Here is a 21,942-nt window from a genome sequence, read left to right as displayed (position 1 = left end):
GCCATGTGCCACAGGATGTCCCCGCTGCTTTTGCGCGAGCTGCAGGAGGGACTCAAGTACATGCAGGTCACAGGCCGCGCGCACGTACCGCGGCGCGACCCCTCCGTCGTGGTGCCGGACGCGTACCCCGGCTCGCAGGTTCCGCTCTTCGTCCCCAGCGACGACGGGTCTCTTTCCACCGCACAGCTGACGTGGGGCTTTCCCTCCCCCGCACAAGGCGGACGCACGGTGTTCAACACCCGGATAGAGACGGCGCTGCGTCAGGCGACGGACGGACGTGGCATGTGGGCGGAGCCCATCGAGCACGGACGCTGCATCGTGCCCGTTCGCGCGTTCTTTGAGTGGTGGACCCAACCAGGCGCCCCGCGTACCAGCGCGGATGGCGACGTTCCGGACAGGCGCAGCCGCCGCCCGCAGGTGGCGTTCCGGCTGGCCGGGCATCGCATCTTCCTCATCGCGTGCGTGCGGCAGGGCAAGCACTTCTCCGTGGTCACGACGGAGCCAAACGCAAGCGTCGCGTCCGTGCACAACCGCATGCCACTCGTGCTGGGGCCCGGAGAGTCGAGCGTCTGGCTGGGCGGCGATTGGCCGAGCCTTGCCGACCGCAGCGCAATCCGCCTCGATCGCGAGCCGTGCGAATAGCTTCGGACGGGGAGTCGGAGCGATTGACCAGCAAGTGAGATGCGGCCGGTAGCATTCCCAAGCTGCGCGCAAAGAAATCGCGCGAGGGTTTCCCGCCCACGGGATGGCGAGGCAGAGAACACGGCCAACAGCATAGGTTCCCACATGTGCCGGGGCGCCCGGCGCCGGTACACTTCTGGGCCGAGTTTGCAGGGGCGGCGTAAACTCGGGCCCCACGAGTACGGGGAAGCGGCGCGCCGGTACACATCGGCCGCGAGTTTGCAGGGCTGGCGTAAACTCGGCCCTCATGAGTACGGGCGGCACCCAGCGCCGGTACACACCTGCGCCGAGTTTGCACGCCCGCACGAAACTCGGGCCAGACGAGTACCGGGGGGCACCTTGGCGGTACACACCTGCCCCCAGTTTACGGACAGTCCGCAAACTCGGGCCTCATGTGTGCCGAGGGTGTCCCCCGCCGGTACACGTGGGGCAGAAACGTACGGGATCCCGCAAACTCGCGGCCGACGTGTGCCATAAGAAATCAAACCATGGCAGGAACCCGCTGATGTGTACCGGAAAATGCAAACTCGGGTCAGACGTGTACCATGTGGAATTAGTCTAATCCCACATAACATAAGGTAGATGAGCTGCGCGATCAAAGTCTTAACGAACCGCTCGGTACACATCTAAGAGTTCCTGACATGGTTCAACTTTCGATGGTACTCGTCTGACTCGAGTTTGCAACTTCTTGCCAAAAGTGCGCCCATGTGTACCCGCCCGGTACACGTCTGCCGCGAGCTTGCACGGACCCTGCAAACTGGGCCGCGACGTGTACGGGCGTGTCAACTCGGGGCTCACGTGTACCGACGCCGGCAGTACCAGCGCCGGCACCAGCGCCGCTCTCACCGACGCCGCACCCGCACGCCGGCGCCCGCCTCTAAAGGTCAAGCCGCGTGTTCACCAGCCAGCCGTCGCCGTCCTTGCCCACGCGGATCACAAAGTCAAAGCGGTCGCAGTCCACGCAGTACGGAAAGTCCGCCGCGGGGTACTGGGGCTGCTCGGGGTCGAAGAACTTCGCGCCCGCGCCGTCGCGCAGCGCCGCGGCCTTCGCCGCGACGTCGAAGCCGTCGCCCTGCCCCTTCAGCAGCGCCTCTATGTAGCGTGCGCACAGCACGTCCTCGTCCGCGCTCGTGACGCCGGCCGTCCCCATCGCCACGATGGAGACCTCGCGCGGGTCGCGGCGCCCGATGTACGTGGCGACGGCACGCGCGTTCGCAAGGCTCCCCGTCACGATCTCGTCCGCGCCCGTCGCGTTCACGATGCCCTGCGTGCCGGCGCTCGTGGTGTGGATGCACGTCCTGCCCGCCAGGTCCACGCCCGCCACCTGCGACGGAGAGTTGCCAAAGTCGAATCCCTCCACCTGCCAGCCGCCGCGCTCGCCAAAGCACAGCCAGTCGGGGTGCGCCGCCTTCAGGGCGCGCGCCTCTTCCACAGACCCGATGGGATAAATCTTCTTAGCACCTTGCGCAAACAGGTAGCACTCCAGCGTGAACGCGCGGAACACGTCGATCACCACCGTGAGCCCCCGCGCCTTACGCGCGCCGTCCACAAGCTCCAGAACCCTCACGTCCATTGCAGCCACCTCCATGCCATTGCCACAGCGTACTGTAGCGCAACCGCGCCGGGTGCGCTACGCCGCAAGCACCAGGCTCAGCGCGATGAGCGACTGCCCCGCGTAGTACGTGACCAGGCTCGTCGCGCGCAGGCGAGGGCTGTCCAGGGCGCCAAACGTGTTCACGGCCAGCATCACGTCGGAGGCGAGAAACGCCGCCGTCCCCACGGCAAGCGCCAGCCATGATGCGGCGGTACCCGGCCACGCAGCCGCGCCCACCGCGGCCGTCGCCCCACCAGGGACGCCGGCGACCGCCCCCGCCGCGGCAAAGCCCACCACGGCGGACGTCACCGCAAGGTATGCGCCGCCCGCCGCAAGCTCCGCCGCGCTCTGCACGCGGATCCTTGGCAGCACGGCCGCGTCCACCGCAAACGCAAGAGCCACGGAGACCGCCGCGCCCCACGTGCGGCAGCCGCACGCCGGCACCACGGCCGCCAGGTACGCAAGGTGGCCGAGCAAGAACGTCACCGCGCCCACGTTGAACAGCAGCCTCTTGCGCGACGGCAGCACAAAGCGCAGCGCATGCAGCACGTCGCCCACCGCGCCCAGCGCAAGCCCCAGGCACATGGACGCGGCCGGGGCCACGCGCGCCGCATCGCGGCTGGCGAGCGCGAGCTCGGCCCTCAGTCCCAGGCCGCCCACCAGCACAAACGCCAGCGCCGCACAGCCCTTAAGCACCGCGGCGCGCCCATACGCGCCCGCACGGTCCGCCCGCACAAACAGCGCCTGAAGCACGGCGCCGGCCGCGACAAGGGCAAAAGCCAGCAAGATCGTCACGTCATCCCCCAAAAACGGCCGTCACCTCGGCGAGAAGAGCAGCCTCCGCCATCGGCGCCCGCTCGGCGCCACGACCGCGCCACAGCCGCGCCAAAGCAGCGCCGCGGCTGCCCCCTATCGGTAGTCCGCCAGGTCCTCCAGGGGCTTCCGCTTCCAGTGCAGGTGCGCCGGGTGCGCCTCCGCCGCGGGATAGCCCACGTCAAGCGCCAGCACCACGCGCTCCGACTTCGGCAGCCCCAGCATCGCGGCGACGCGCGCGTTTGGCAGGTAGTTGCACCAGCACGTGCCCAGTCCCAGCTCCGTCGCCTGCAGCATGGCGTACGTCGCCGCTATGCTCGCGTCCTGCTGGCCAGAGTGGATGCCCTCCTCCAGGGGGTTCTTCCAGTCCTCGTCCACGTCGTAGGTGAAGACCAGCACCACGGGCGCGCCAAAGCGCATGGTCGTCAGCTCGTCAAACGCGGCAAGCGCCTCCGGGCTCCGCAGCGCGTGCACGCGCCACGGCTGCAGGTTCTTCGCGGTGGGCGCCACGCGCGCCGCCTCCAGAACCTGGTCGAGCTTGCCCTGCTCTACCGGTCTCTCCGAGTACTTCCTTATGCTGCAGCGCCGAAGCGCCAGATCCGCAAACGCCATGCCCTTCTCCCCTATTCCTCGCTCATCTGCAGCAGGTACACGTCCTCGCGCAGCTCGCCCGCCACGTGCCGGGACACCTGCCCCTCCGCCTGAAGGCGCGCTATCACGTCCAGCTCTATCCTCAGCGCCGTCGCGTCCACGTCGCGGGCGTACTCGCGGGCCTTCGCAAGGTGCTCGCCAAAGCGCGGCGCAAACTCGTGCGTAAGCAGATTGTACGGCAGCGCGTACGCCTCGTCGGAGTCCACGGGCACGTCGCAACCGTAGTTGAGCCAGCTCCACAGCGAGCGCAGCAGCTGCTCGTGCGTGTCCCTGCGGATGCGCGCCGCCTTTGCCCGCCCGGCGTCGCCCTCGGCGATCACCTCGTCAAAGTAGTCCAGGCTCGCGTACTCCAGCTCGATCGCATAGATGCAGGCCTGGCCAAACACGCGCGCGAACTCCTCGTCGTCCGGACGCCCGTCCGGACGCGCCACGCGCGCGGATCGCCGCACGAGCGTCGCCGCGGCCGCGCCCAGCGCGTGCCCGCGCGGCACCACGCCCTCCATGCGCCCCTGGTAGCCAACAAGGTGCCGCACGAAGCGCAGCCAGCGCACGTGTTCCTTCCAGTCCTGCTCGGAGCGGGTCCGCACGTGGCGCGCGTGCAGCCGGTTGAGCGTCTGCGCCTGCCGGCGAAACTCCTCGCGCTCCACGGCGCGGTTCGCGTCCGCCACGTCCGCGTCCTCCAGCCGCTCCGTCGCCATGCGCATCTGGTAGCGGTCGAGCACGAAGCGCACGGCCGGCGCGTGGTCGGCGTCCGGCTCCTCCTCCAGCATGCGCGCGAGCTCCGCCGCGGTCCCCTCAAGCACGGCCATGGTGGCGCGCCTGCGCTCCCGCCCAAGCGAGCCGTCGTCCGCCGGCTGCGGGGCCAGGCGCGGCAGCGCGGCGTCCGCGGCCAGAAGCGTCACGAGGATCACGCCGGCCGCAAGCGTCACCAGAAGGTCGCGTCCCACAAACGGCGCACCGCCCTCCACGGTCACGGGCAGCGTCAGCGCGATGGAGAGCGTCACGGCGCCCTTTGCGCCCGCGACGGTCGTCACCAGCGCGTCGTGCAGCGCAGAACCGCTGCGGCCGCACAGGCTTTCGCCGCGCCTGCGGTGCGCAACCTCAAGCGCGTACACCCACAGCAGCCGGCACAGCATGCTCGTGGCCGCGACGGCCACGATCACGCCCAGCACCTGCGCGGGAACGAGCCCGTCCGCAAGGCCCGGCGCCGCCACGTGCGGCAGCTGCATGCCCAGCAGCACGAAGGCGGTGCCGTTTATAAGGAACGACACGACGGACCACAGCGAGCCGGACACCAGCGACCTGCGCGCCTCGAACGTGGAGTGAAAGCGCGGACGCGACGCAGCCATAACGATGCCGGCGGCCACCACTGCCAGTATCCCACTCACGTGCAGCGCCTCCGCCACCAGGTACACCAGAAACGGCGCCAGCAGCTCGTACAGCGCGTGCGACGTCACGTCCTCCAGGCCAAGGTCCTCCAGCAGCCTGATGACGGCAGAGAGCGCCACCCCAAGCAGCGCGCCCGCCGCGATGCCGCCCGCAAACAGCACCAGAAACGTCCCGGCGGCGCTCGCGAGCGAGAAGGACCCGGTCACCGCGGCCGCGACGGCAAACTGGAACGCGACGACGCCGGACGCGTCGTTTATGAGCGACTCGCCCGAGAGGAGCGTCGTCTGCCGGTCGCTCAGGTTCACGGAGGACTTCAGCGCCGTCACCGCGGCGGCGTCCGTGGGGCCCAGAGCCCCGCCCAGGGCGAACGCCGCGGCAAGCGGGATGCTCGGCACCAGCCAGTGCAGCACGTAACCCACCGCAAGCACGCTCGCCACCACCAGCCCCACCGCGAGCGACAGTATGTCGCCGCGGCTCTGCCACAGGCGGCGCGGGTCCACCTCGCGGGTCTCGTTAAACAGCAGCGGCGCTATGAACAGCACCAGGAAGAGCTCGGACTCCACCCGCGCCTCGCGCACGCCGGGCACCAGCACGGACGCGGCCAGGCCCAAGATCACCTGCAGCACGGGAAGCGAGACCTTCTCCACCACGTGGTCCAGGACCGAGGACAGCCCCACGCACGCAAGCACCACCAAAATGAACTCGAACTGCTCCAAGGGACCTCCCACGCGTTTTGTCGGCATGCCGGAAGAAGGCCGGCCCGACGCCCTGCCGTTGAGGAAACTATATACGAGGCTGGCCGGCGCCCACGCGCACGGCGCAGGTGGTTACGTGTATTGAACGTGAAACCACCATGCGAGGCCGCCCTTTTGGGTACGAACCCCTAGACTGCAACCGACAACAAACCGCCCGGCGCCGCCGGGCCCAAGCGAGGAGGGCACATGCCCCAGTCCAAACCCGTCAAGATCGTGATGCTCACCGGCTACCTGGGCGCCGGCAAGACCACCATGCTCAACAACATCCTGGCAAACGACCAGGGCATCCGCGCCGCCGTGATCGTGAACGACATCGGCGAGGTCAACGTGGACGCAAGCCTCATCAAGGAGGGCGGCCTCAACCAGACCGACAGCCTCATCCCGCTCACGAACGGCTGCATCTGCTGCACGCTTTCCGACGACCTCGCGAAGCAGCTGGGCGGCATCGCGGCCTCCGGCGACTTCGACTACATCATCATCGAGGCGTCCGGCATCTGCGAGCCCATCCCCATCGCCTACACCATCAGCGCGTTCTGCGACCAGTCCAAGTACGAGGGCAACGCCCCGCTCGACCTGGACAACATCGTGGCCGTCGTCGACTGCGTGCGCATGTACGACGAGTTCAACGGCGGCAAGGACCTGCTCGAGGACGACATCGACGAGGACGACATCGAGTCGCTGCTCATCCAGCAGATCGAGTTCTGCTCCACGCTGGTCCTCAACAAGACCGACCTCGTGAACCCCGACCAGATCGCGGAGCTCAAGGCCATCGTCCGCAGCCTGCAGAAGGACGCCGTCATCGTCGAGGCGGAAAACGGCGAGGTCCCCATGGACCAGATTCTCAACACCGGCCGCTTCAGCTTCGAGCGCGCCTACGGCTCGGCCGCGTGGATCGACGCGATGGAGCACCCGGAGGAGCACGAGGACCCGGAGGTCCTGGAGTACGACATCGAGACGTTCGTGTACCACCGCCGCAAGCCGTTTGACGTGGACAAGTTCAACGAGCTGCTGCAGAACTTCCCGGACGAGATCATCCGCACGAAGGGCACGTTCTGGGCGCAGCAGAACCCCGACATGTGCTACGTGTTCGAGCAGGCCGGCCACCAGGTTCGCCTGAACGAGAGCGGCCTCTGGGTCGCCACGGCCCCGGAGGAGGAGTTCAAGCGCATCGTCGCGGAGAGCCCGGAGATCATGGACGGCTGGGACCCCGAGGTGGGCGACCGCGAGAACAAGCTCTGCATCATCGGCCGCCACATGGACAAGGACGACATCGTCGCAAAGCTGGACGCGTGCCTGACGGACTACGTCCCGGAGGACGACGACTACCCCGAGGACGGAGAGTAGCGTGGGCGCCCTCGACACCATGTACCGGCGCGCGAGCGTCAGGCGCTTCACGGGCGAGAAGGTCACGTCGTTCGAGGCGGAGGCTCTTCTCCACGCCGCGATGGCGGCGCCCTCGGCAGGCAACCAGCAGCCGTGGGAGTTCTACCTCGTATCGAGCGAAGACGTCCGCGCGGCCCTCGCGCAGGCCTCGCCGTACGCCGCACCCGCAGCCGGCGCGCCACTCGTGATCGTGCCGTGCTTCAGGCAGAACGTGCGCTTCCCGGAGTGCGCGCCGCTCGACATGGCCGCCGCGGTGCAGAACCTGCTGCTCGAGGCCGTAGACCTGGGGCTGGGCGCCGTGTGGCTCGGCGTCCACCCCGTGCGCGAGCGCGAGGAGAAGGTCGCTGCAGCGCTCGATCTGCCGCAGGACCTCACGCCGTTCTGCATGGTCGCGGTGGGACATCCTGACGGCACGGTCACGCCCCACTGCGCGGAGCGCTACGACGAGAAGCGCATACACGCCGTGTAGGAGGTCCCTCCCACCTTCGCGCGGGCACCGCCCTCACGATCCCCAACCTCAAAGGCCATCCCACGGCTGCGATCCGCGTGGGATGGCCTTCTCTTTTGCATCGTTTCGAAGTCCACGAGGCTTCTTTGGCGCGGCCTACAGCTGAGCCGGCACCAGAACGTCGTAGCGCACGGCCTTTCCCGCAATCTGGTACGCCGGCTTTACCCCGGCCAAGAACGGACCCTTGAGCGGGCGCTTCACGACCACCTTGCGCGGCCGCGCCCCAAGGGCCGCCCGAAGCATGGAAGCCTCGTCCTTCTCGGGCGTCTGCAGCCGCTGCAGCAGCTGGGCCTTCTTCTTTACGGAGGCGCTCTTGCGGCGCTCGGGAAACATGGGGTCAAGCAGCACCACGTCCGGGCGAGCGGAGGCGTCCGCTTCCGCAAGCGCGCGCAGCGCCGCCACGCTGTCGCCGCGAACCAGCGTCATGCGCGCCACAACGGGCGCGAGCTCGGCCACGGCGGCCGCGCGCTCCAGGGCGTCCGCAAGCAGCGCGGCGATCACGGCGTCGTGCTCGTACAGCGTCACATCGAAGCCCGCCGCGGCCAAAAGTAGCGAGTCCTCGCCCATGCCGGCCGTGGCGTCCACGGCGCGCGGGTGGTCGCAGCCACGCACGCGCGCGGCGCGCACCAGCAGCTCGCGGGACACGTTCGCCGGGCGCAGGCGCCTGAGCTCGCGCGTGAAGTCGCCGCACATGGAAAGGCCGTCTGTTGCCACCAGGGTCAGCGCGCCGTCCACGCGCTCGAGCGCAAGGCCGTCCGGAAGGTCGAGCGCCATCGCTACTCCCCCGCCGGCGCGGCCGCGAGCACCGCGCGATACGCCTCTTGGTACGGCACGCCGGCGGCCTCCGCAAGTGCCACAACGGAGTCGTGCTCCGGGTAGGCGCGCTCCGCGCCCGAGGGCAGCGTCACGACCTTGACGCGCGCCGTCCCCAGCGGCGTCCGCACCTCTGCCATGCGACGCGGCAGGGCCGTGCGCTCCACCGGGTGACGGCGCACGCCGATGGTGGTGGTCTGCTCAAACAGGATGCGCTCCATCGTGGGCACCAAATCCTGCGTGCACAGCACCTCCACCTGGTACGCCGGGCGGTTCTTCTTCATGTACACGGGCACGTAGTGGGCCTCGCGCGCGCCGGCCGAGAAGAGCATGCCCAGCGCGTTGCCGAGCGCCTCGCCCGTGCAGTCGTCCACCTCGGTCTCGAGCTTCACGAGCGCTCCCGCACCCGCCGGCGCGCTGCCGCCCGCCGCGTGCGCGGCGTCGCGCGCCTCCAGAAGCATCGCCCGCACCATGCTGCGCGGCTCGTACGCGCGCTTGCCGCAGCCGTAGCCCACGGACCGCACGGCATACGCCGCAGGCAGCGCCCCCGCCGTGCGGGCGGCCGCCGCAATCGCCGCGCCCGTGGGCGTCACGAGCTCGCCCTTTGCGTCGCGCGGCGCAAGCGTCAGGCCGCACGCCGCGGCTATGTTCACCACGGCCGGCACCGGCACGGGCAGCACGCCGTGCTGCGTGCGCACGCGGCCGTGCCCCTCCGCCAGCGGGCCCACCACGACGTCTGCCGGCCCCAGCGAGTCCAGGCACACGGCCGCGGCTACGACGTCCACGATGGAGTCGACGGCGCCCACCTCGTGAAAGTGGACCTCGCTTTCTGGCACGCCGTGCGCCTTCGCCTCCGCCGCAGCCAGGATGTCGAACGTGCGGTGCGCGATGGCGCTCGCGCCCGGCGTCAGGCTGCCGGCGTCCACCACGCGCAGCACGTCCGCGAGCGTGCGATGCTCGTGGTGATGCTCGCCGTGCACGTGCCCGCGCTCGTGCGCGCCGTCCAGGTCGCCGTACAGGTACGCCATATCGTGGTCGTGGTTCTCGTGGGCCGCGTCCAGCACCACGTCGAAGTCGCAGCAGTCTATTCCGTTCGCCACCTTGCGCGTCACGCGGATCTTGTAGCCGTCCAGGGGCAGGCTCGCGAGCGCGGAGCGCATGGCCTTCTCGTCCGCGCCAAGGTCAAGCAGGGCGGCGACAACCATGTCGCCGCTTATGCCGCTTTCGCACTCCAGGTACAGGGTCTGCGCGGCAGGCGCCGTGGCGCCGCGCGGCGCGATGGGAGACTTTGGCATCGCTACCTCCCCACGTGGTTGATGAGGCTGGCCTGGTAGCCGGCCCCAAAGCCGTTATCGATGTTCACGACGGACACGCCGCTTGCGCAGGAGTTGAGCATGCTGAGCAGGGCGGAGACGCCGCCGAGCGACGCGCCGTAGCCCACGCTCGTGGGGCACGCGATCACGGGGCACGCCGCAAGGCCGCCCACCACGCTCGCGAGCGCGCCCTCCATGCCGGCGACGGCCACGATCACGGACGCCCGCTGGATGAGGTCCGCCTGGGCGAGCAGGCGGTGGATGCCCGCGACGCCCACGTCGTAGGCGCGGCGCACCTCGCTGCCCAGCATCGTTGCCGTGAGGGCCGCCTCCTCCGCGCAGTAGAGGTCGCTGGTGCCGGCGCACGCCACGAGCACGTAACCGTGGCCGCTGGGCGCCGGCGGATCGCCCCACGTGCCCATGTGCGCGACCTCGTGGTAGCGGTAGCCCGTCACCATCCGCAGCCCCTGCGCCATGAGGAGCGCGCGCAGGTCGTCACTCTTATGCGGGTCCAAGCGCGTCACGATAACGCGCTTTTGCCCGGAGCGCACGAGCTCGCGCATGATGCCCGCGATCTGCCCCGCCGTCTTGCCGGCGCCGTAGATCACCTCGGACACGCCCTGGCGCACGCCGCGGCCCACGTCTGGCTTCGCAAAGCCCAGGTCCCGGAACCCGGGGCCCGCCAGCTGCGCCTCGCCCAGGCGCGCGCACGCGTCGTCCACGGACAGACCGCCCGCCGCCACGGCCGCAAGCAGCGACCTCAGCTCTCCTCGCTCCAAAAAGCCACCTCTTCGTCGATGTCGTCGCGTCCCATGATAGCCCTTGGGGCCCGCGGGCGGCGCCGCGCGGGGGGCGGCATCGGCCGCGGCGGAGGCACTTCTCGCCCGATGGGAACACGCCCGACGGGAACACGCCCGACGGGAGCCCCCCTAGCGGAAGCTCTTCATATATATGGATGCGATGTCCTCGTCCGTCGTGGGGGCGGGGTCTGCCATGAAGAGCCTGGCCATGGTCTCGCGCGCGGTGCGGGCAAGCAGCAGGGCCTCCTCGTGCGTGCCCGCAAAGCCGTAGTCGCTCATGCGCAGGCCGTCCACACCGCACGCCACCTGCAGGTCGTGCAGGGCGTCCACAAGCTCCTCCGGGCGCGTGGCGTCCGGGCGGCCCAGGGCGCGGGCCATCGCCACCATGCGTTCGTCGCACACGTGGCGCTCGGCCCAGTAGCCAAAGTACGCCAGGCTCAGCATGGTGAGGCCGGCACCGTGCGGAAGCTCCGGGTGGTAGGCGCTCATGGCGTGCTCCATGGAGTGCTGCGAGCAGTTGGACGAGACCACCATGGAGTAGCCGCCCATGGTGTTGGCGTACGCCACGTGCGTGCGCGCCTCGAGGTTTGCGCCGTCGCGCACGGCCGCGGGCAGCCACGCGCCGATGCTCTTGATGGCCTCGAGCTGCACCATCTGGCCAAACAGGTTGGTCTTGGTGCTGATGTAACCCTCCATGTTGTGGAACAGCGCGTCGAAGCCCTGGTACGCCGTGAACTTGGGCGGCACGCTCAGCATGAGCTCAGGGTCGACTACCGCGATTCTGGCGAAGTTGTCCGGCGAGCCGATGCCGATCTTCTCGTGCGTGTCGAGCTTTGACACCACGCCGATGGCGTCGACCTCTGACCCCGTGCCCGCCGTGGTGGTGATGGCGACCCACGGCAGGCAGGGCCGCTTGAGCGGCAGGTGCCGGCCGGTGCTTCCCGTGGCGTAGTCCCACAGGTCGCTGGACGGCTGCGGTGCAAGGAGCGCCATCACCTTTGCCGCGTCCATCACCGATCCGCCGCCGAGCGCCACCACGAAGTCCACCTGGCACTTGCGGGCGAGCTCCGCGCCCTCCTCCACGATCTGCTTCGTGGGGTTCGCGCCGACGCGGTCGAACAGCACCGTCTTCACGCCGGCCTGCGTGAGCTCATGCGCCGTGCGGTCGAGGTAGCCGTTCGCGCGCGTGGAGCGGCCGTTGGATATGACGAGCATGGCCGTCTTGCCCGGCATGGTCTGCTCGTGCAGGTGAGCGAGCTGGCCGGGGCCAAACAGGACGCGGGTGGGTGCATAGAGGCTAAAGCTGTCCAGGGGCATGGCGTCAGGTCCTTCCTTGCGTGTGCGGGGCCGCGCCCGGTGCGCCGGCGAGGCGCGGGCGCGTCTTTTGCGGCCATTCTAGGCGCGCGTGGTTGCGTAAGGCGACACGCAAGGTTTCTGGCAGCTTGTTGTGGTGTTTCGAGTTGTGACTCGAGGACGGCGCTGCCAAGGCCGCTGGCCACGCGCCTCCGTGGCACACGCGATCGCATATCGCGTTATGCGATGGGCAGCAAAACGCTCCTACCTGCGCAAACGCAAATCGACCCCACGTCGCATAACGCGATATGCGAAATGGGGTCGGCCGGAAGTGGGGTCGGCCGGTGCGCCGCCCCGGCACGGCACTAGCGTGGCTCGACGTCGAACGCGGACGCGGGCACCAGGTTCCTGAGCGCGGCGCCCGTGCACAGCGCGCTCAGGTTGTCGCAGCAGATGGCGCAGATGTTGTCCTCCGTCTGGCGGTGGCGGCCGAACGAGCCGCCGGACACGTGCGGCGTGATGGCGCAGCGGGGCTCCGCCCAGAGCGGGTGGTCCGCGGGCAGCGGCTCCGGCGACGTGACGTCAAGCGCGGCGCCGCGGATGCCCCCGGCCGCGAGCACGCCGGCAAGGGCGTCGCAGTCGACGAAGTTGCCGCGGCCCACGTTCACGAGCACGGCGCCCGGGCGCATCAGGCGCAGGCGACGCCCGTCCAGCCAGCCTGCCGTGGCGTCGTTGTTGGGAAGCGCGCCCACCACCACGTCGGCCCTCGCGAGCTCCCCCTCGGCCGCGTCGAGCGTGACCAGGCGGTCGAAGCCCGGACGCGGGCGCGACGCGTCGCGGCAGACGCCGGTGACCTCGCAGTCGAAGCCGCGCAGGCGCCGCGCGACCCAGCCGCCGATGTTCCCCGCGCCAAACACGAGGACGCGGGCGCCGTCAAGCGAGCCGACGGGCCCAAGGTCGCGCCAGCGGTGCAGGCGCTGCTCGTCGCGGTACGCCGGCAGGTTCTGCATGAGGCCAAGCACCTGCGCCACGACGTACTGCGATATGAGCTGGCCAAAGCCGCCGACGGCACAGCACAGGCTCACGCCGGCCGGAAAGGCGACGTCGCTCCTGGTGTACTTCTCCGTCCCGGCCCACGTCATCTGCACCAGGCGCAGGCGCGAGCCGGCGTCCGCCGCGCGGCGCAGCAGGGCGGGCGCGGGCTCGCCTATCACGACGTCCGCCCGCACGAGGGCTTCCACCAGCGCGTCGTCCGAAAGGTCGTAGCGGCCGGAGCAGGCGGCCGTCGGCGTGGACGCGTCCGCCGGGCCGTGGCGCTCCACCGTCCAGCCGGGACCCGCCGCGCGCCTAAGCGCCGCGACGTGCTCGTCGCAAAACGGTACGAGGACCAGCAGGCTTGGCATGGCGGCTCCTTACGACATGGGCGAGAAGGACGCGGGCGGCGCGGCCGCCAGGCGCCCCTAGAACGTGACGTTTCCAAACTCGGACAGCTTGAGCTCGGGGTTGCGCTCCTCCGCCCAGTTCACGTTGAACTCGTTCGTGAACAGCAGCAGGCGGCCGCCGCGCATGTCCTCCACGCGACCGGTGTCGCGCGAGAGGTTCAGGCTCGCCATGTCCAGCTCGTCCGGCTTGTTCATGATCCAGCGGATCTCGTGGTACGGCAGCGGGTGGCGGCTCACGGCGACGCCGTACTCGCTCTTCAGGCGGCGCTCCAGCACGTCGAGCTGCAGCACGCCCACCACGCCGACGATCACGCTCTCCATTCCCATGCCAAGCTCGCGGAAGATCTGGATGGCGCCCTCCTGGGCAAGCTCCTCCACGCCCTTGATGAACTGCTTGCGCTTGAGGGTGTCGACCTGCGTGATGCGCGCGAAGTGCTCCGGCGCGAACGTGGGGATCTGGGGAAACTGCACGTGGGGCTTCCCGGCGCACACGGTGTCACCGATGGAGAAGATGCCCGGGTCGAACAGGCCCACGATGTCGCCGGCGTACGCCTCGTCCACGATGGCGCGGTCGTCCGCCATCATCGAGGTGCCGGTCGCGAGCTTGATGGTGCGGTCGCCCTGCACGTGGTAGGCGCTCATGCCGCGCTCGAACTTGCCAGAGCAGATGCGCACGAACGCGATGCGGTCGCGGTGGTGGCGGTCCATGTTCGCCTGGATCTTGAACACGAAGCCGCTGAACTCGGGCCGGGAGGGCTCGACCTTCTCGCCCGTAAGGACGTCCGTGTACGCCAGGGGCTCCGGCGCAAGGCGCAGGAAGTCCTTCAGGAACGGCTCCACGCCAAAGTTCGTGAGCGCCGACCCAAAGAACACGGGCGTCAGGCGGCCGGTGCGGACGGCCTCGAGGTCGAACTCGTTGTCGGCACCGTCCAAGAGCTCGATGTCGTCCATCAGGGTGCGGTGGTTCTCCTCGCCGATGAGCTCGTCCAGCGCGGGATCGCCCAGCTCGGCCTCGATCTCGCTCACCTTCTTCGTGGCGTTGGCGTGGCCGTCGCCCTCGAACGCGATCACGCGGCGAGAGTTGCGGTCGAACACGCCGCGGAAGTTGCGGCCGCTGCCGATGGGCCAGTTCATGGGGTACGTGCCAATGCCCAGCACCGTCTCGATCTCCTCCGTGAGGTCGAAGGGGTCGCGGGTGTCGTGGTCCAGCTTGTTTATGAACGTGAAGATGGGGATGTGGCGCAGCGTGCAGACCTTGAAGAGCTTCTTCGTCTGGGCCTCGACGCCCTTTGCGCCGTCGATCACCATGACCGCGGCGTCCGCCGCCATGAGCGTGCGGTACGTGTCCTCAGAGAAGTCCTGGTGGCCGGGGGTGTCAAGAATGTTCACGCACTTGCCCTCGTACGTGAACTGCAGCACGGACGACGTGACCGAGATGCCGCGCTCCTTCTCGATGTCCATCCAGTCGGACACGGCGTGGCGCGCGCTCGCCTTGCCCTTCACCGAGCCTGCGGTCTGGATGCTGCCGGTGTACAGCAGCAGCTTCTCGGTGAGGGTGGTCTTGCCCGCGTCGGGGTGACTGATGATGGCGAACGTTCGCCGCGATGCGATCTGGTCGGACAGGCTTGGCATGCATTCTCCTTAGATGGCGTAACCATCGTATTGTACGAGAAGAGCCGCCCCCGCCGCCCGAAAGCCGGGCCTCTCACAATGACGGCACGTTGCCGCGGCCGCGCGTACGCGCCGCGTGCAGCGCGAGCCCCACGGCGAGCCCCGCCGCGGCCGGCACCACCCAGCCAAAGCCCCATGCCGCCAGGGGCAGCGCCGCGGCGGCGTGCGCCATCGCCCGCACGACGGGAGTCGCCGCAAGCGCCGCGGGGGCCGAGCCCGCCGCGCCCAGGACCGCCGCCGGCAGCGTCAGGCCCTCAGCCCACGCAAGCACCACGCGGTCGTACCCAAACGCCCCGCCCGCAAGCGCCAGGGCTATGAGCACGATGGCAAGGGGGTACATCACGTCGAGCACGGGCAGAGACCATGCGATGAGCGCGTCGAGACCGCCGTTTGCCAGCGCAAACGACGCAATCGTGAACGCAACCGCCCATCCGCGGTACGTCACCCTCCCGCCAAACATCCCCACGAACGTCTGCGAGCAGCTCGTCACCAGGCCCACCGCCGTCTTCAGGCACGCCACGGTCACGGTCGCCGCAAGCACCACCAGGCCCACGTTCCCCAGGTACAGGCGCGCTATCTGCGCAAACGCGATGCCGCCGTTGCTGGATGCCGCAAGCGCGCCCCTGCTCTGGGTGCCGACGACGGTCACGAGCGCGTACACCACCGCCATGATGAGGCCGCTTCCCACGCCAGAGGCGATCGTGCCCCGCGCGACGTCCGCCGGCTCGCTCACGCCAAGGTCGCGCACGACTCCCACCACCACGATGCCAAACGCCAGCCCCGCGAGCGCGTCCATCGTGTTGTAGCCCTCGAGCAGCCCCGTCGCGAACGGCGACCCCGCGTACGCCCCCTGTGGCGCGACGTCCGCCACGCGCGCGGACGGCGCTGCAAGCGCCGCTGCCACCAGCACGCCCAGAAACACCAGGAACCCCGGCGTCAGCACCTTGCCCACCCACGTCAGGATCTTTCCCGGCCTGAGCGACAGCGCAAGCACCACGGCAAAGAACGCGAGCGAGAAGAGCAGGAGCCACGGGCCGTGCGCACCCTTGGGAAGCGACTGCCCGATGCCCACGGTGTACGCCACCGTGGCGCAGCGCGGTATGGCAAACAGGGGGCCGATCGTGAGGTACAGCACGCAGGTGAACGCGAGCCCGAAGCGCCGGCCCACGCGCGAGCTCAGGTCCAAGAGGCCCTTCGAGCGGCTGGCGCCTAGCGCCGCGACGCCAAGTATGGGGAGCCCCACGCCGGTGACGAGGAACCCCAGCAGCGCCCACCACACATTCCTGCCCGCAAGCTGACCCATGTGGATGGGAAATATGAGGTTTCCCGCCCCAAAGAAGAGCCCGAAGAGCATGCTCGAGACGGCGACCCCATCGCGCACGCCCAGCCTTTTGCCATCACCCATGAAACCACCGCAATCCCGGGGACTCGCCCTCGCCCACTACCGCTCGTTGCCCCACCGATACTCGTTGCCCCACCGCTCCGGAGGGGCGAACTCCAAGGGCACATGATACGGCTCCCGCGACTCATCGCGCAGGAGGAAAGCGAGTTTGCGTCAGACCGCCTGGGATTGGTACGCGTCGGCGCCCGGTACACTTCCGCCGCGAGTTTGCATGGGGTCCGCAAACTCGGGCGCCACGAGTACGGGCGGCGTCCGTTGCTTGTACACATCGGCCGCGAGTTTGCACGCCCGCACGAAAATCGGGCCAGGTGAGTACGCTGGCGATAGGCGCCGGTACACACCTACGCCGAGTTTGCAGCGGGTCCGCAAACTCGGGCCTCACGAGCACGGGCGGCACCCAGCGCCGGTACACACCTGCGCCGAGTTTGCACGCCCGCACGAAACTCGGGCCAGGCGGGTACTGGGGAGCGCCTTGGCGGTACACGCCTGCCCCCAGTTCGCGGGCGGCCTGCAAACTCGGCCCTCGTGTGTACGGGAGGCACGTCCCGCCGGTACACGTGAGGCCGGAACGCACGGGATCCCGCAAACTCGTGGCCGACGTGTGCCATAAGAAATCTAACCATTGCAGGAACTCGCTGACGTGTACCGGAAAATGCAAACTCGGGTCAGACGTGTACCATGAGGAATTAGTCCAATTCCACATAACATGAGGTAGATGAACTGTGCAATCAAAGTCTTAACGAACTACTCGGTACACGTCTGACAGTTCCTGACATGGTTCAACTAGTGATGGTACTCGTCTGGCCCGAGTTTGCGGCTTCTTGCCAAAAGCGCGCCCATGTGTACCCGCCCCGTACACATGGGCGCCCAGTTTGCGGGGACCCTGCAAACTGGGCCGCGAAGTGTACCCGGCCCGGTACACGTCTGCCCCGAGCTTGCACGGACCCGTGAAACTCGGCCTCGACGTGTACGGGCGTGTCAACTCGGGGCTCACGTGTACCGGCCGCCGGCAGCACCAGCACCGACGCCGCACCCGCACGCCGCCGTCCACGCCCTACCCCGCCAGAGACAGCTCGTTCACGGCGTCACCGGGCTTGCGCCCATCCAGCGCCTCAAGTGCGTTTCTCAGGGCGCGCGTGCGCATCTCGGTGTACGAGTCGGACGAGTGGTACGCGCAATGCGGGGTCACTATGCAGTTGTCCAGCCCCACCAGCGGACTCTTCGCGTTCGTCTCGTCGCGCTTCACGTCCACGGCGGCCGCCCGGATCGTGCCGTCCGTCAGCGCCTGCGCCAGGTCCTCCTCCACCACGCAGCCGCCGCGAGACGTGTTCACCAAAAACGCGGTCGGCTTCATCAGACGCAGCGTCCGCGTGCAGATGATGTCGCGCGTCGCGCCCACCAGCGGGCAGTGCAGGCTCACGACGTCGCTCTTCTCCAGAAGCTCGTCAAGGCTCTCCGCCTTCGTCACGCCATGGCTGGCGAGAAACGCCGGCGACTTCGTTGGGGCGTACGCCATGACTTCCATCCCTATCGACTTCAGCATGGGCGTGAGCGCCTGCGCGATGGAGCCGAAGAACACGAGCCCGGCCGTCTGGCCCTGCGGCCGGGGCGCGTCGTAGCCGGCCATGTCGTCCCACACGCCGTCGCGCACCTGCCGATCAAACCACGTGATCTTCTTGTACAGGTCCACGACGAGCCCCAGCGTGTGCAGGGCGACGTCGTACGTGCAGTAGTCCGGCACGTTCGTGACCCAGCAGCCGTGCGCCGTCGCCGCCGCGTCGTCTATGTTGTCGTGGCCTATGGCCATCATGCTCACGCACCTCAGCTGGGGCGCCGCCTCGAACGTGCGGGCGTCCGCCTTGCCCCACTCGATCACGAGCGCGTCCGCGCCTGAAAGCGACCCGCGCGCGGGGCGCCCGGCGTTGTCGGAGTCGACCTCGTACACCTCGACGTCTTCCCTGCCCAGCTCCCCCAGCATCCTGCGCTCGAGGTCCAGCGGGACCGCGCTTCCCAGATATGCGATGCGTGGCATGATGGCCTCCTTGCATGGCTTGAACCGGCACCCAGCTCAGCACCCGTCTTGGCACCCGTCTCGGCGCCCGCACCGGCGCGCGGGCGTCGGCGCCCGTCTAGTACCCCAGCTCGCTCATGGAGCGGTCCAGGATTCCCACACCCTCGTCCAGCTCGTCCGTCGTGACGTTCAGGCGAGTGGCGAAGCGCATGCCGTTGCCGTGGACGCCGCAGTTGAGGGTGATCATGTGGTTCTTCAGGCACTGCGCCTTCACGGTCGTCCAGATCTCCGGGGCGGGGCTTCCGTCCTCGGGGTGGTCGAACTCGATGGCGCGCATCAGGCCGATGCCGCGCACGTCGCCCACCACGGGGTGGGCCTTCTGCAGCTCCTCCAGCTTGCCGGCAAGGTAGGCGCCCTTCTCGTTCACGTTCTTTAGGATGTGCTGCTCCTCCATCTGGTCCAGGACCGCAAGGCCGGCGGCCGCGGCCACGGGGTTTCCGCCAAAGGTGCCGCCGTGCATGCCGGGCAGCCACTTGGCCATGATCTTCTCGGTAGAGACGATGGCGCTCATGGGCATGCCGCCCGCGATGGCCTTGCCCAGGTTCATGACGTCGGGCGTCACGCCAAAGTTCTGGCCGGCCCACATCTTGCCCGTGCGGCCGTAACCGCTCTGGATCTCGTCGAAGATCAGCAGGATGCCGTACTTGTCGCAGATCTCGCGAACGCCCTGCACAAAGCTCGCGGGCGGCACGAAGTAGCCGCCCTCGCCCTGCACCGGCTCCATGATGATGGCCGCGACCTCGGTGGGCTCCACCAGGTAGTCAAACAGCTGCTGCAGCTCGTCCAGGCAGAACTTGGAGCGCTCTTCCGCGTCCATGCCCTTGGGGCACAGGTCCTTCTGGGGGTAGGTCGGGAAGTACACCCCCGGCAGCCCCGGCTGGTACGACTCGCGGTAGTGCGCGGCGGAGCCGGTGACGGAGAGCGCGCCCCACGTGCGTCCGTGGAACGAGCCCTTGAACGCGATGATGCACGGCCTGCGCGTGTAGGCGCGTGCCAGCTTAAGCGAGCCGTCCGTCGCCTCCGCGCCGCCGTTGGCAAACAGCGTGCAGCCAAGGTCGCCGGGCGCCGCCTGGGCTATGCGCTCCGCCAGCTCGAGCGTGGTGGGAAAGTTCACCATGTTGAAGCTGCCGTTAATGAGCCTGTCCACCTGCTCGTGGATCGCGGCGCGCACGTGAGGGTCGTTGTGGCCGAGCGCGTTCACGGCGATGCCCTGGACAAAGTCCAGGTACTTCTCGCCGTTGACGTCGTACATGTAGCTTCCCTCGCCGTGGTCGATCACGAGGTCCGTGCTCTTTGCGAGCGCCGGGCTCAGGTAGCGCTTGTAGTCTTCGTAACGCATGGGCATGACGTGCTCCTCTCCGTAAGACCATGGGCCCACTGTAGTGCGCGCACGTTGAGCCACGGTTTATGCATGGTTACGGAAGGGGCGCCAAACGTCGCTCGCCTCGTTTCCCCAACGTTGCGGGTTTGTGTTGCGCCACGCGCAGCCTCGCGCGCGGGTGCGGCCACAGGCGCGCTCGGCCGTATAATGCAGGGACGTCAGGCCCGCGCCACGGGAGCGCGGCACGCGCGAGGGAGCCACATGCACGTAGACAGAGACCGGGCGGCGCACGCGTTCGAGCGCTACGTCGCGCGCTTCGACCCGCAGGACCCCAAGATCGCGCTCAAGATCGAGCACACCTGGCGCGTGGCGGACCTTGCCGAGAAGATCGCGCGCTCGGTGCCGGAAGGCGCGTCCCAGGATTACGTCGACCTTGCGTGGCTGCTGGGGCTCTTGCACGACGTGGGCCGCTTCGAGCAGGTCAGGCGCTACGGCACGTTCAGCGACGCTGCCTCGACCAGCCACGCCGCGCTCGGCGCGCGCGTGCTGTTCGACGGCCTGGACGGCGCTGCGCCCACCATCCGAGACTACGTGGCCGCGCCGGACGCGGACGGGCTCATCCGCACCGCCGTCGCGCTGCACAGCTCGTGGCGGCTGCCAAAAGACCTGGACGCGCGAACGCGTCGCCTGTGCGAGCTTCTGCGCGACGCGGACAAGATAGACATCCTGAAGGTTAACTGTACCTGCCCCGTTGAGGACATCTACGGCTTTCCGGAGCGGACGCTGCTGGAAAGCAAGCTTTCAAACGAGGCCGCGTCCTGGTTCTGGCGCCACTCCACCATCCCGCGCGCCGCGCGCAGGTATCCGGCAGACATCCTCCTGGGCCACGTCTGCTTTACGTGGGAGATGGCGTACCCCCAGAGCCTGGCCATCACGGCAGAGCAGGGCTGCGTGTTCCGGATGATGGAGCGGCCGTTTGTCCGCGACGACACGCGCGAGGAGTTCGCGCGCATGGAGCGGCACCTGCGCGCATGGATGGAGGGGCGGCTGGCCTGAACGCGGCGCTTCTCGCCCGCCGGACATCCGCCGGGCGAGAAGCGCGCGGTACCATCGCTGATGCAAAAGCGTTGCCGCGGCAACGGACGCGCATCCCGGCACTTGGTTACGCTGTGCCCGTAGAGACAACGGGCGCGACGTCTGTCCGGCATCGACACGGCTTGCCAAGTGCAGCATGCCGGTGGGCGGCAAGCGGGCGGCGCGCCGGAAACGGAGGCACCACATGAGGGAGACGGCCGGAAGGACGTTCAGCATAGCGGCGGAGCACCCTGCGACACCGGGCTGCACCACGTCGTTTGGAGTGCACGAGGGCAAGGGGCTTGCCGTAAGCTACTTCTCGCTCGCAGCCGGGACGGACATCAGCGCAGAGACCCACCCCCAGCACAAGCTGCTTGTGGTGGCGGGCGGCAGCGTCGACGTGGACGCCGGCGACGGCGCGCGCCACGTGGCAGCGGGCGAGTCCATCTTTGTGCCCGCAGGCGCCACGGTGGGCATGTCCACGCAGGAAGGCTGCACGTACACGGAGCTCAACATGGAAAGGAAGACCATCATGAACCAGGCGGTAAAGGCGGGCGACGTGTTTGCCCTCGCGGACCTCGTTCCCTACCAGGACGGGACCATCGTGAACATGGACGTCGCCCACAACGACGGCATGAAGCTCGCGCTCATGAGCTTCGACGCCGGCTGCGGGCTCTCTGAGCACTCCGCCCCCGGCGAGGCGCTCGTGTTCGCGCTCGACGGCGAGGGCGTCATTGGCTACGAGGGCCAGGAGCACACGATCCACGCGGGAGAGAACTTCAAGTTCGACAAGAACGGTCGCCACTTCGTGCGCGCGGACAAGCGCTTCAAGATGGCGCTGCTGCTCACGCTGGAGTAGGTCCGGCGCCGCGCGCCGCGGCCTGCGCGCACGTAGCGTGCAAGGAGCGTCGCGCTTCTCGCCCGGAGGGACGCGCGGAAGCGCCTATCATGTGTCGTTGGAAACCAAC

The 21,942-nt window shown here is 68.7% G+C and carries 18 protein-coding genes; 5 read left to right on the top strand and 13 right to left on the bottom strand.

Translation table 11 applies throughout. From position 1 onward, the window contains the following. The first annotated feature begins 3 nt into the window (after positions 1–3). Positions 4–642 carry an SOS response-associated peptidase family protein gene (locus HF885_RS04315; RefSeq protein ID WP_170103725.1) on the top strand — a complete coding sequence of 213 codons (639 nt, stop codon included), beginning with the start codon at positions 4–6 and terminating at the stop codon, positions 640–642. A gap of 916 nt (positions 643–1,558) precedes the next feature. Here the strand turns inward: HF885_RS04315 and HF885_RS04310 are convergent. The 4 genes from HF885_RS04310 to HF885_RS04295 form a co-directional block, all read right to left on the bottom strand. After that, positions 1,559–2,254 (bottom strand): 2-phosphosulfolactate phosphatase, encoded by a 696-nt coding sequence (locus HF885_RS04310; protein WP_170103724.1) that lies wholly within the window; start codon positions 2,252–2,254, stop codon positions 1,559–1,561. A 57-nt stretch (positions 2,255–2,311) separates the two neighbouring features. Then, positions 2,312–3,070 carry a lysoplasmalogenase family protein gene (locus HF885_RS04305; protein ID WP_170103723.1) on the bottom strand — a complete coding sequence of 253 codons (759 nt, stop codon included), beginning with the start codon at positions 3,068–3,070 and terminating at the stop codon, positions 2,312–2,314. 114 nt (positions 3,071–3,184) lie between these two features. Beyond that, positions 3,185–3,700: a nitroreductase family protein gene (locus HF885_RS04300; protein WP_170103722.1), complete on the bottom strand. Its 516-nt coding sequence runs from the start codon at positions 3,698–3,700 to the stop codon at positions 3,185–3,187. An 11-nt stretch (positions 3,701–3,711) separates the two neighbouring features. Then, the gene (locus HF885_RS04295) at positions 3,712–5,844 is read right to left on the bottom strand and encodes a cation:proton antiporter (protein ID WP_170103721.1); all 2,133 of its coding nucleotides are present in this window, start codon (positions 5,842–5,844) and stop codon (positions 3,712–3,714) included. Positions 5,845–6,069: 225 nt separating this feature from the next. Here HF885_RS04295 and HF885_RS04290 point away from each other — a divergent pair, with 225 nt between their 5' ends. Both HF885_RS04290 and HF885_RS04285 read left to right on the top strand, forming a co-directional pair. After that, positions 6,070–7,227, top strand: a complete 1,158-nt coding sequence (locus tag HF885_RS04290; protein ID WP_170103720.1) for a CobW family GTP-binding protein — start codon at positions 6,070–6,072, stop codon at positions 7,225–7,227. Between the two features lies 1 nt (position 7,228). Beyond that, positions 7,229–7,735: a nitroreductase family protein gene (locus HF885_RS04285; protein ID WP_170103719.1), complete on the top strand. Its 507-nt coding sequence runs from the start codon at positions 7,229–7,231 to the stop codon at positions 7,733–7,735. Positions 7,736–7,870: 135 nt separating this feature from the next. On the opposite strand, the gene HF885_RS04280 is transcribed toward HF885_RS04285, so the two are convergent. The 9 genes from HF885_RS04280 to HF885_RS04240 form a co-directional block, all read right to left on the bottom strand. Further along, a complete protein-coding gene (locus HF885_RS04280) occupies positions 7,871–8,548 on the bottom strand; it encodes a class I SAM-dependent methyltransferase (protein ID WP_170103718.1) in 678 nt (225 codons plus the stop codon). Between the two features lie 2 nt (positions 8,549–8,550). After that, complete coding sequence (gene larC / locus HF885_RS04275) at positions 8,551–9,882, bottom strand: nickel pincer cofactor biosynthesis protein LarC (RefSeq protein ID WP_170103717.1); 1,332 nt, start codon at positions 9,880–9,882, stop codon at positions 8,551–8,553. 2 nt (positions 9,883–9,884) lie between these two features. Further along, positions 9,885–10,679 carry a nickel pincer cofactor biosynthesis protein LarB gene (larB, locus tag HF885_RS04270; protein WP_170103716.1) on the bottom strand — a complete coding sequence of 265 codons (795 nt, stop codon included), beginning with the start codon at positions 10,677–10,679 and terminating at the stop codon, positions 9,885–9,887. Between the two features lie 150 nt (positions 10,680–10,829). Further along, the gene (locus HF885_RS04265) at positions 10,830–12,017 is read right to left on the bottom strand and encodes an iron-containing alcohol dehydrogenase (protein WP_170103715.1); all 1,188 of its coding nucleotides are present in this window, start codon (positions 12,015–12,017) and stop codon (positions 10,830–10,832) included. Positions 12,018–12,358: 341 nt separating this feature from the next. Continuing rightward, a complete protein-coding gene (locus HF885_RS04260) occupies positions 12,359–13,396 on the bottom strand; it encodes a D-2-hydroxyacid dehydrogenase (protein ID WP_170103714.1) in 1,038 nt (345 codons plus the stop codon). Between the two features lie 57 nt (positions 13,397–13,453). Continuing rightward, positions 13,454–15,067 (bottom strand): peptide chain release factor 3, encoded by a 1,614-nt coding sequence (locus HF885_RS04255; RefSeq protein WP_170103713.1) that lies wholly within the window; start codon positions 15,065–15,067, stop codon positions 13,454–13,456. A gap of 73 nt (positions 15,068–15,140) precedes the next feature. Further along, complete coding sequence (gene brnQ / locus HF885_RS04250; RefSeq protein ID WP_170103712.1) at positions 15,141–16,511, bottom strand: branched-chain amino acid transport system II carrier protein; 1,371 nt, start codon at positions 16,509–16,511, stop codon at positions 15,141–15,143. 1,051 nt (positions 16,512–17,562) lie between these two features. After that, positions 17,563–18,540: a C-terminal binding protein gene (locus tag HF885_RS04245; protein WP_170103711.1), complete on the bottom strand. Its 978-nt coding sequence runs from the start codon at positions 18,538–18,540 to the stop codon at positions 17,563–17,565. Between the two features lie 97 nt (positions 18,541–18,637). Continuing rightward, the gene (locus HF885_RS04240; protein WP_206109788.1) at positions 18,638–19,924 is read right to left on the bottom strand and encodes an aspartate aminotransferase family protein; all 1,287 of its coding nucleotides are present in this window, start codon (positions 19,922–19,924) and stop codon (positions 18,638–18,640) included. 237 nt (positions 19,925–20,161) lie between these two features. Between HF885_RS04240 and HF885_RS04235 the strand changes: the two genes are divergently transcribed. Both HF885_RS04235 and HF885_RS04230 read left to right on the top strand, forming a co-directional pair. Continuing rightward, positions 20,162–20,956, top strand: coding sequence for an HD domain-containing protein (locus HF885_RS04235; protein WP_170103710.1), 795 nt, complete (start codon positions 20,162–20,164; stop codon positions 20,954–20,956). 223 nt (positions 20,957–21,179) lie between these two features. Next, positions 21,180–21,833 carry a cupin domain-containing protein gene (locus tag HF885_RS04230; protein WP_170103709.1) on the top strand — a complete coding sequence of 218 codons (654 nt, stop codon included), beginning with the start codon at positions 21,180–21,182 and terminating at the stop codon, positions 21,831–21,833. The last annotated feature ends 109 nt before the right edge of the window (positions 21,834–21,942 follow it).

Source organism: Parafannyhessea umbonata, from assembly GCF_012844235.1.
Classification (GTDB): domain Bacteria; phylum Actinomycetota; class Coriobacteriia; order Coriobacteriales; family Atopobiaceae; genus Parafannyhessea.
Note: the sequence above shows the minus strand (reverse complement) of the source record. Positions and strands in the feature narration are given on the sequence as shown.

Excerpts from the sequence above, each read along its gene's own strand:
- HF885_RS04315 (WP_170103725.1), top strand. The coding sequence starts at position 4 with ATGTGCCACAGGATGTCCCCGCTGCTTTTGCGCGAGCTGCAGGAGGGA.
- HF885_RS04310 (WP_170103724.1), bottom strand. The coding sequence starts at position 2,254 with ATGGACGTGAGGGTTCTGGAGCTTGTGGACGGCGCGCGTAAGGCGCGG.
- HF885_RS04300 (WP_170103722.1), bottom strand. The coding sequence starts at position 3,700 with ATGGCGTTTGCGGATCTGGCGCTTCGGCGCTGCAGCATAAGGAAGTAC.
- HF885_RS04290 (WP_170103720.1), top strand. The coding sequence starts at position 6,070 with ATGCCCCAGTCCAAACCCGTCAAGATCGTGATGCTCACCGGCTACCTG.
- HF885_RS04280 (WP_170103718.1), bottom strand. The coding sequence starts at position 8,548 with ATGGCGCTCGACCTTCCGGACGGCCTTGCGCTCGAGCGCGTGGACGGC.
- larC (WP_170103717.1), bottom strand. The coding sequence starts at position 9,882 with ATGCCAAAGTCTCCCATCGCGCCGCGCGGCGCCACGGCGCCTGCCGCG.
- HF885_RS04265 (WP_170103715.1), bottom strand. The coding sequence starts at position 12,017 with ATGCCCCTGGACAGCTTTAGCCTCTATGCACCCACCCGCGTCCTGTTT.
- HF885_RS04260 (WP_170103714.1), bottom strand. The coding sequence starts at position 13,396 with ATGCCAAGCCTGCTGGTCCTCGTACCGTTTTGCGACGAGCACGTCGCG.
- HF885_RS04255 (WP_170103713.1), bottom strand. The coding sequence starts at position 15,067 with ATGCCAAGCCTGTCCGACCAGATCGCATCGCGGCGAACGTTCGCCATC.
- brnQ (WP_170103712.1), bottom strand. The coding sequence starts at position 16,511 with ATGGGTGATGGCAAAAGGCTGGGCGTGCGCGATGGGGTCGCCGTCTCG.
- HF885_RS04245 (WP_170103711.1), bottom strand. The coding sequence starts at position 18,540 with ATGCCACGCATCGCATATCTGGGAAGCGCGGTCCCGCTGGACCTCGAG.
- HF885_RS04240 (WP_206109788.1), bottom strand. The coding sequence starts at position 19,924 with ATGCCCATGCGTTACGAAGACTACAAGCGCTACCTGAGCCCGGCGCTC.
- HF885_RS04235 (WP_170103710.1), top strand. The coding sequence starts at position 20,162 with ATGCACGTAGACAGAGACCGGGCGGCGCACGCGTTCGAGCGCTACGTC.
- HF885_RS04230 (WP_170103709.1), top strand. The coding sequence starts at position 21,180 with ATGAGGGAGACGGCCGGAAGGACGTTCAGCATAGCGGCGGAGCACCCT.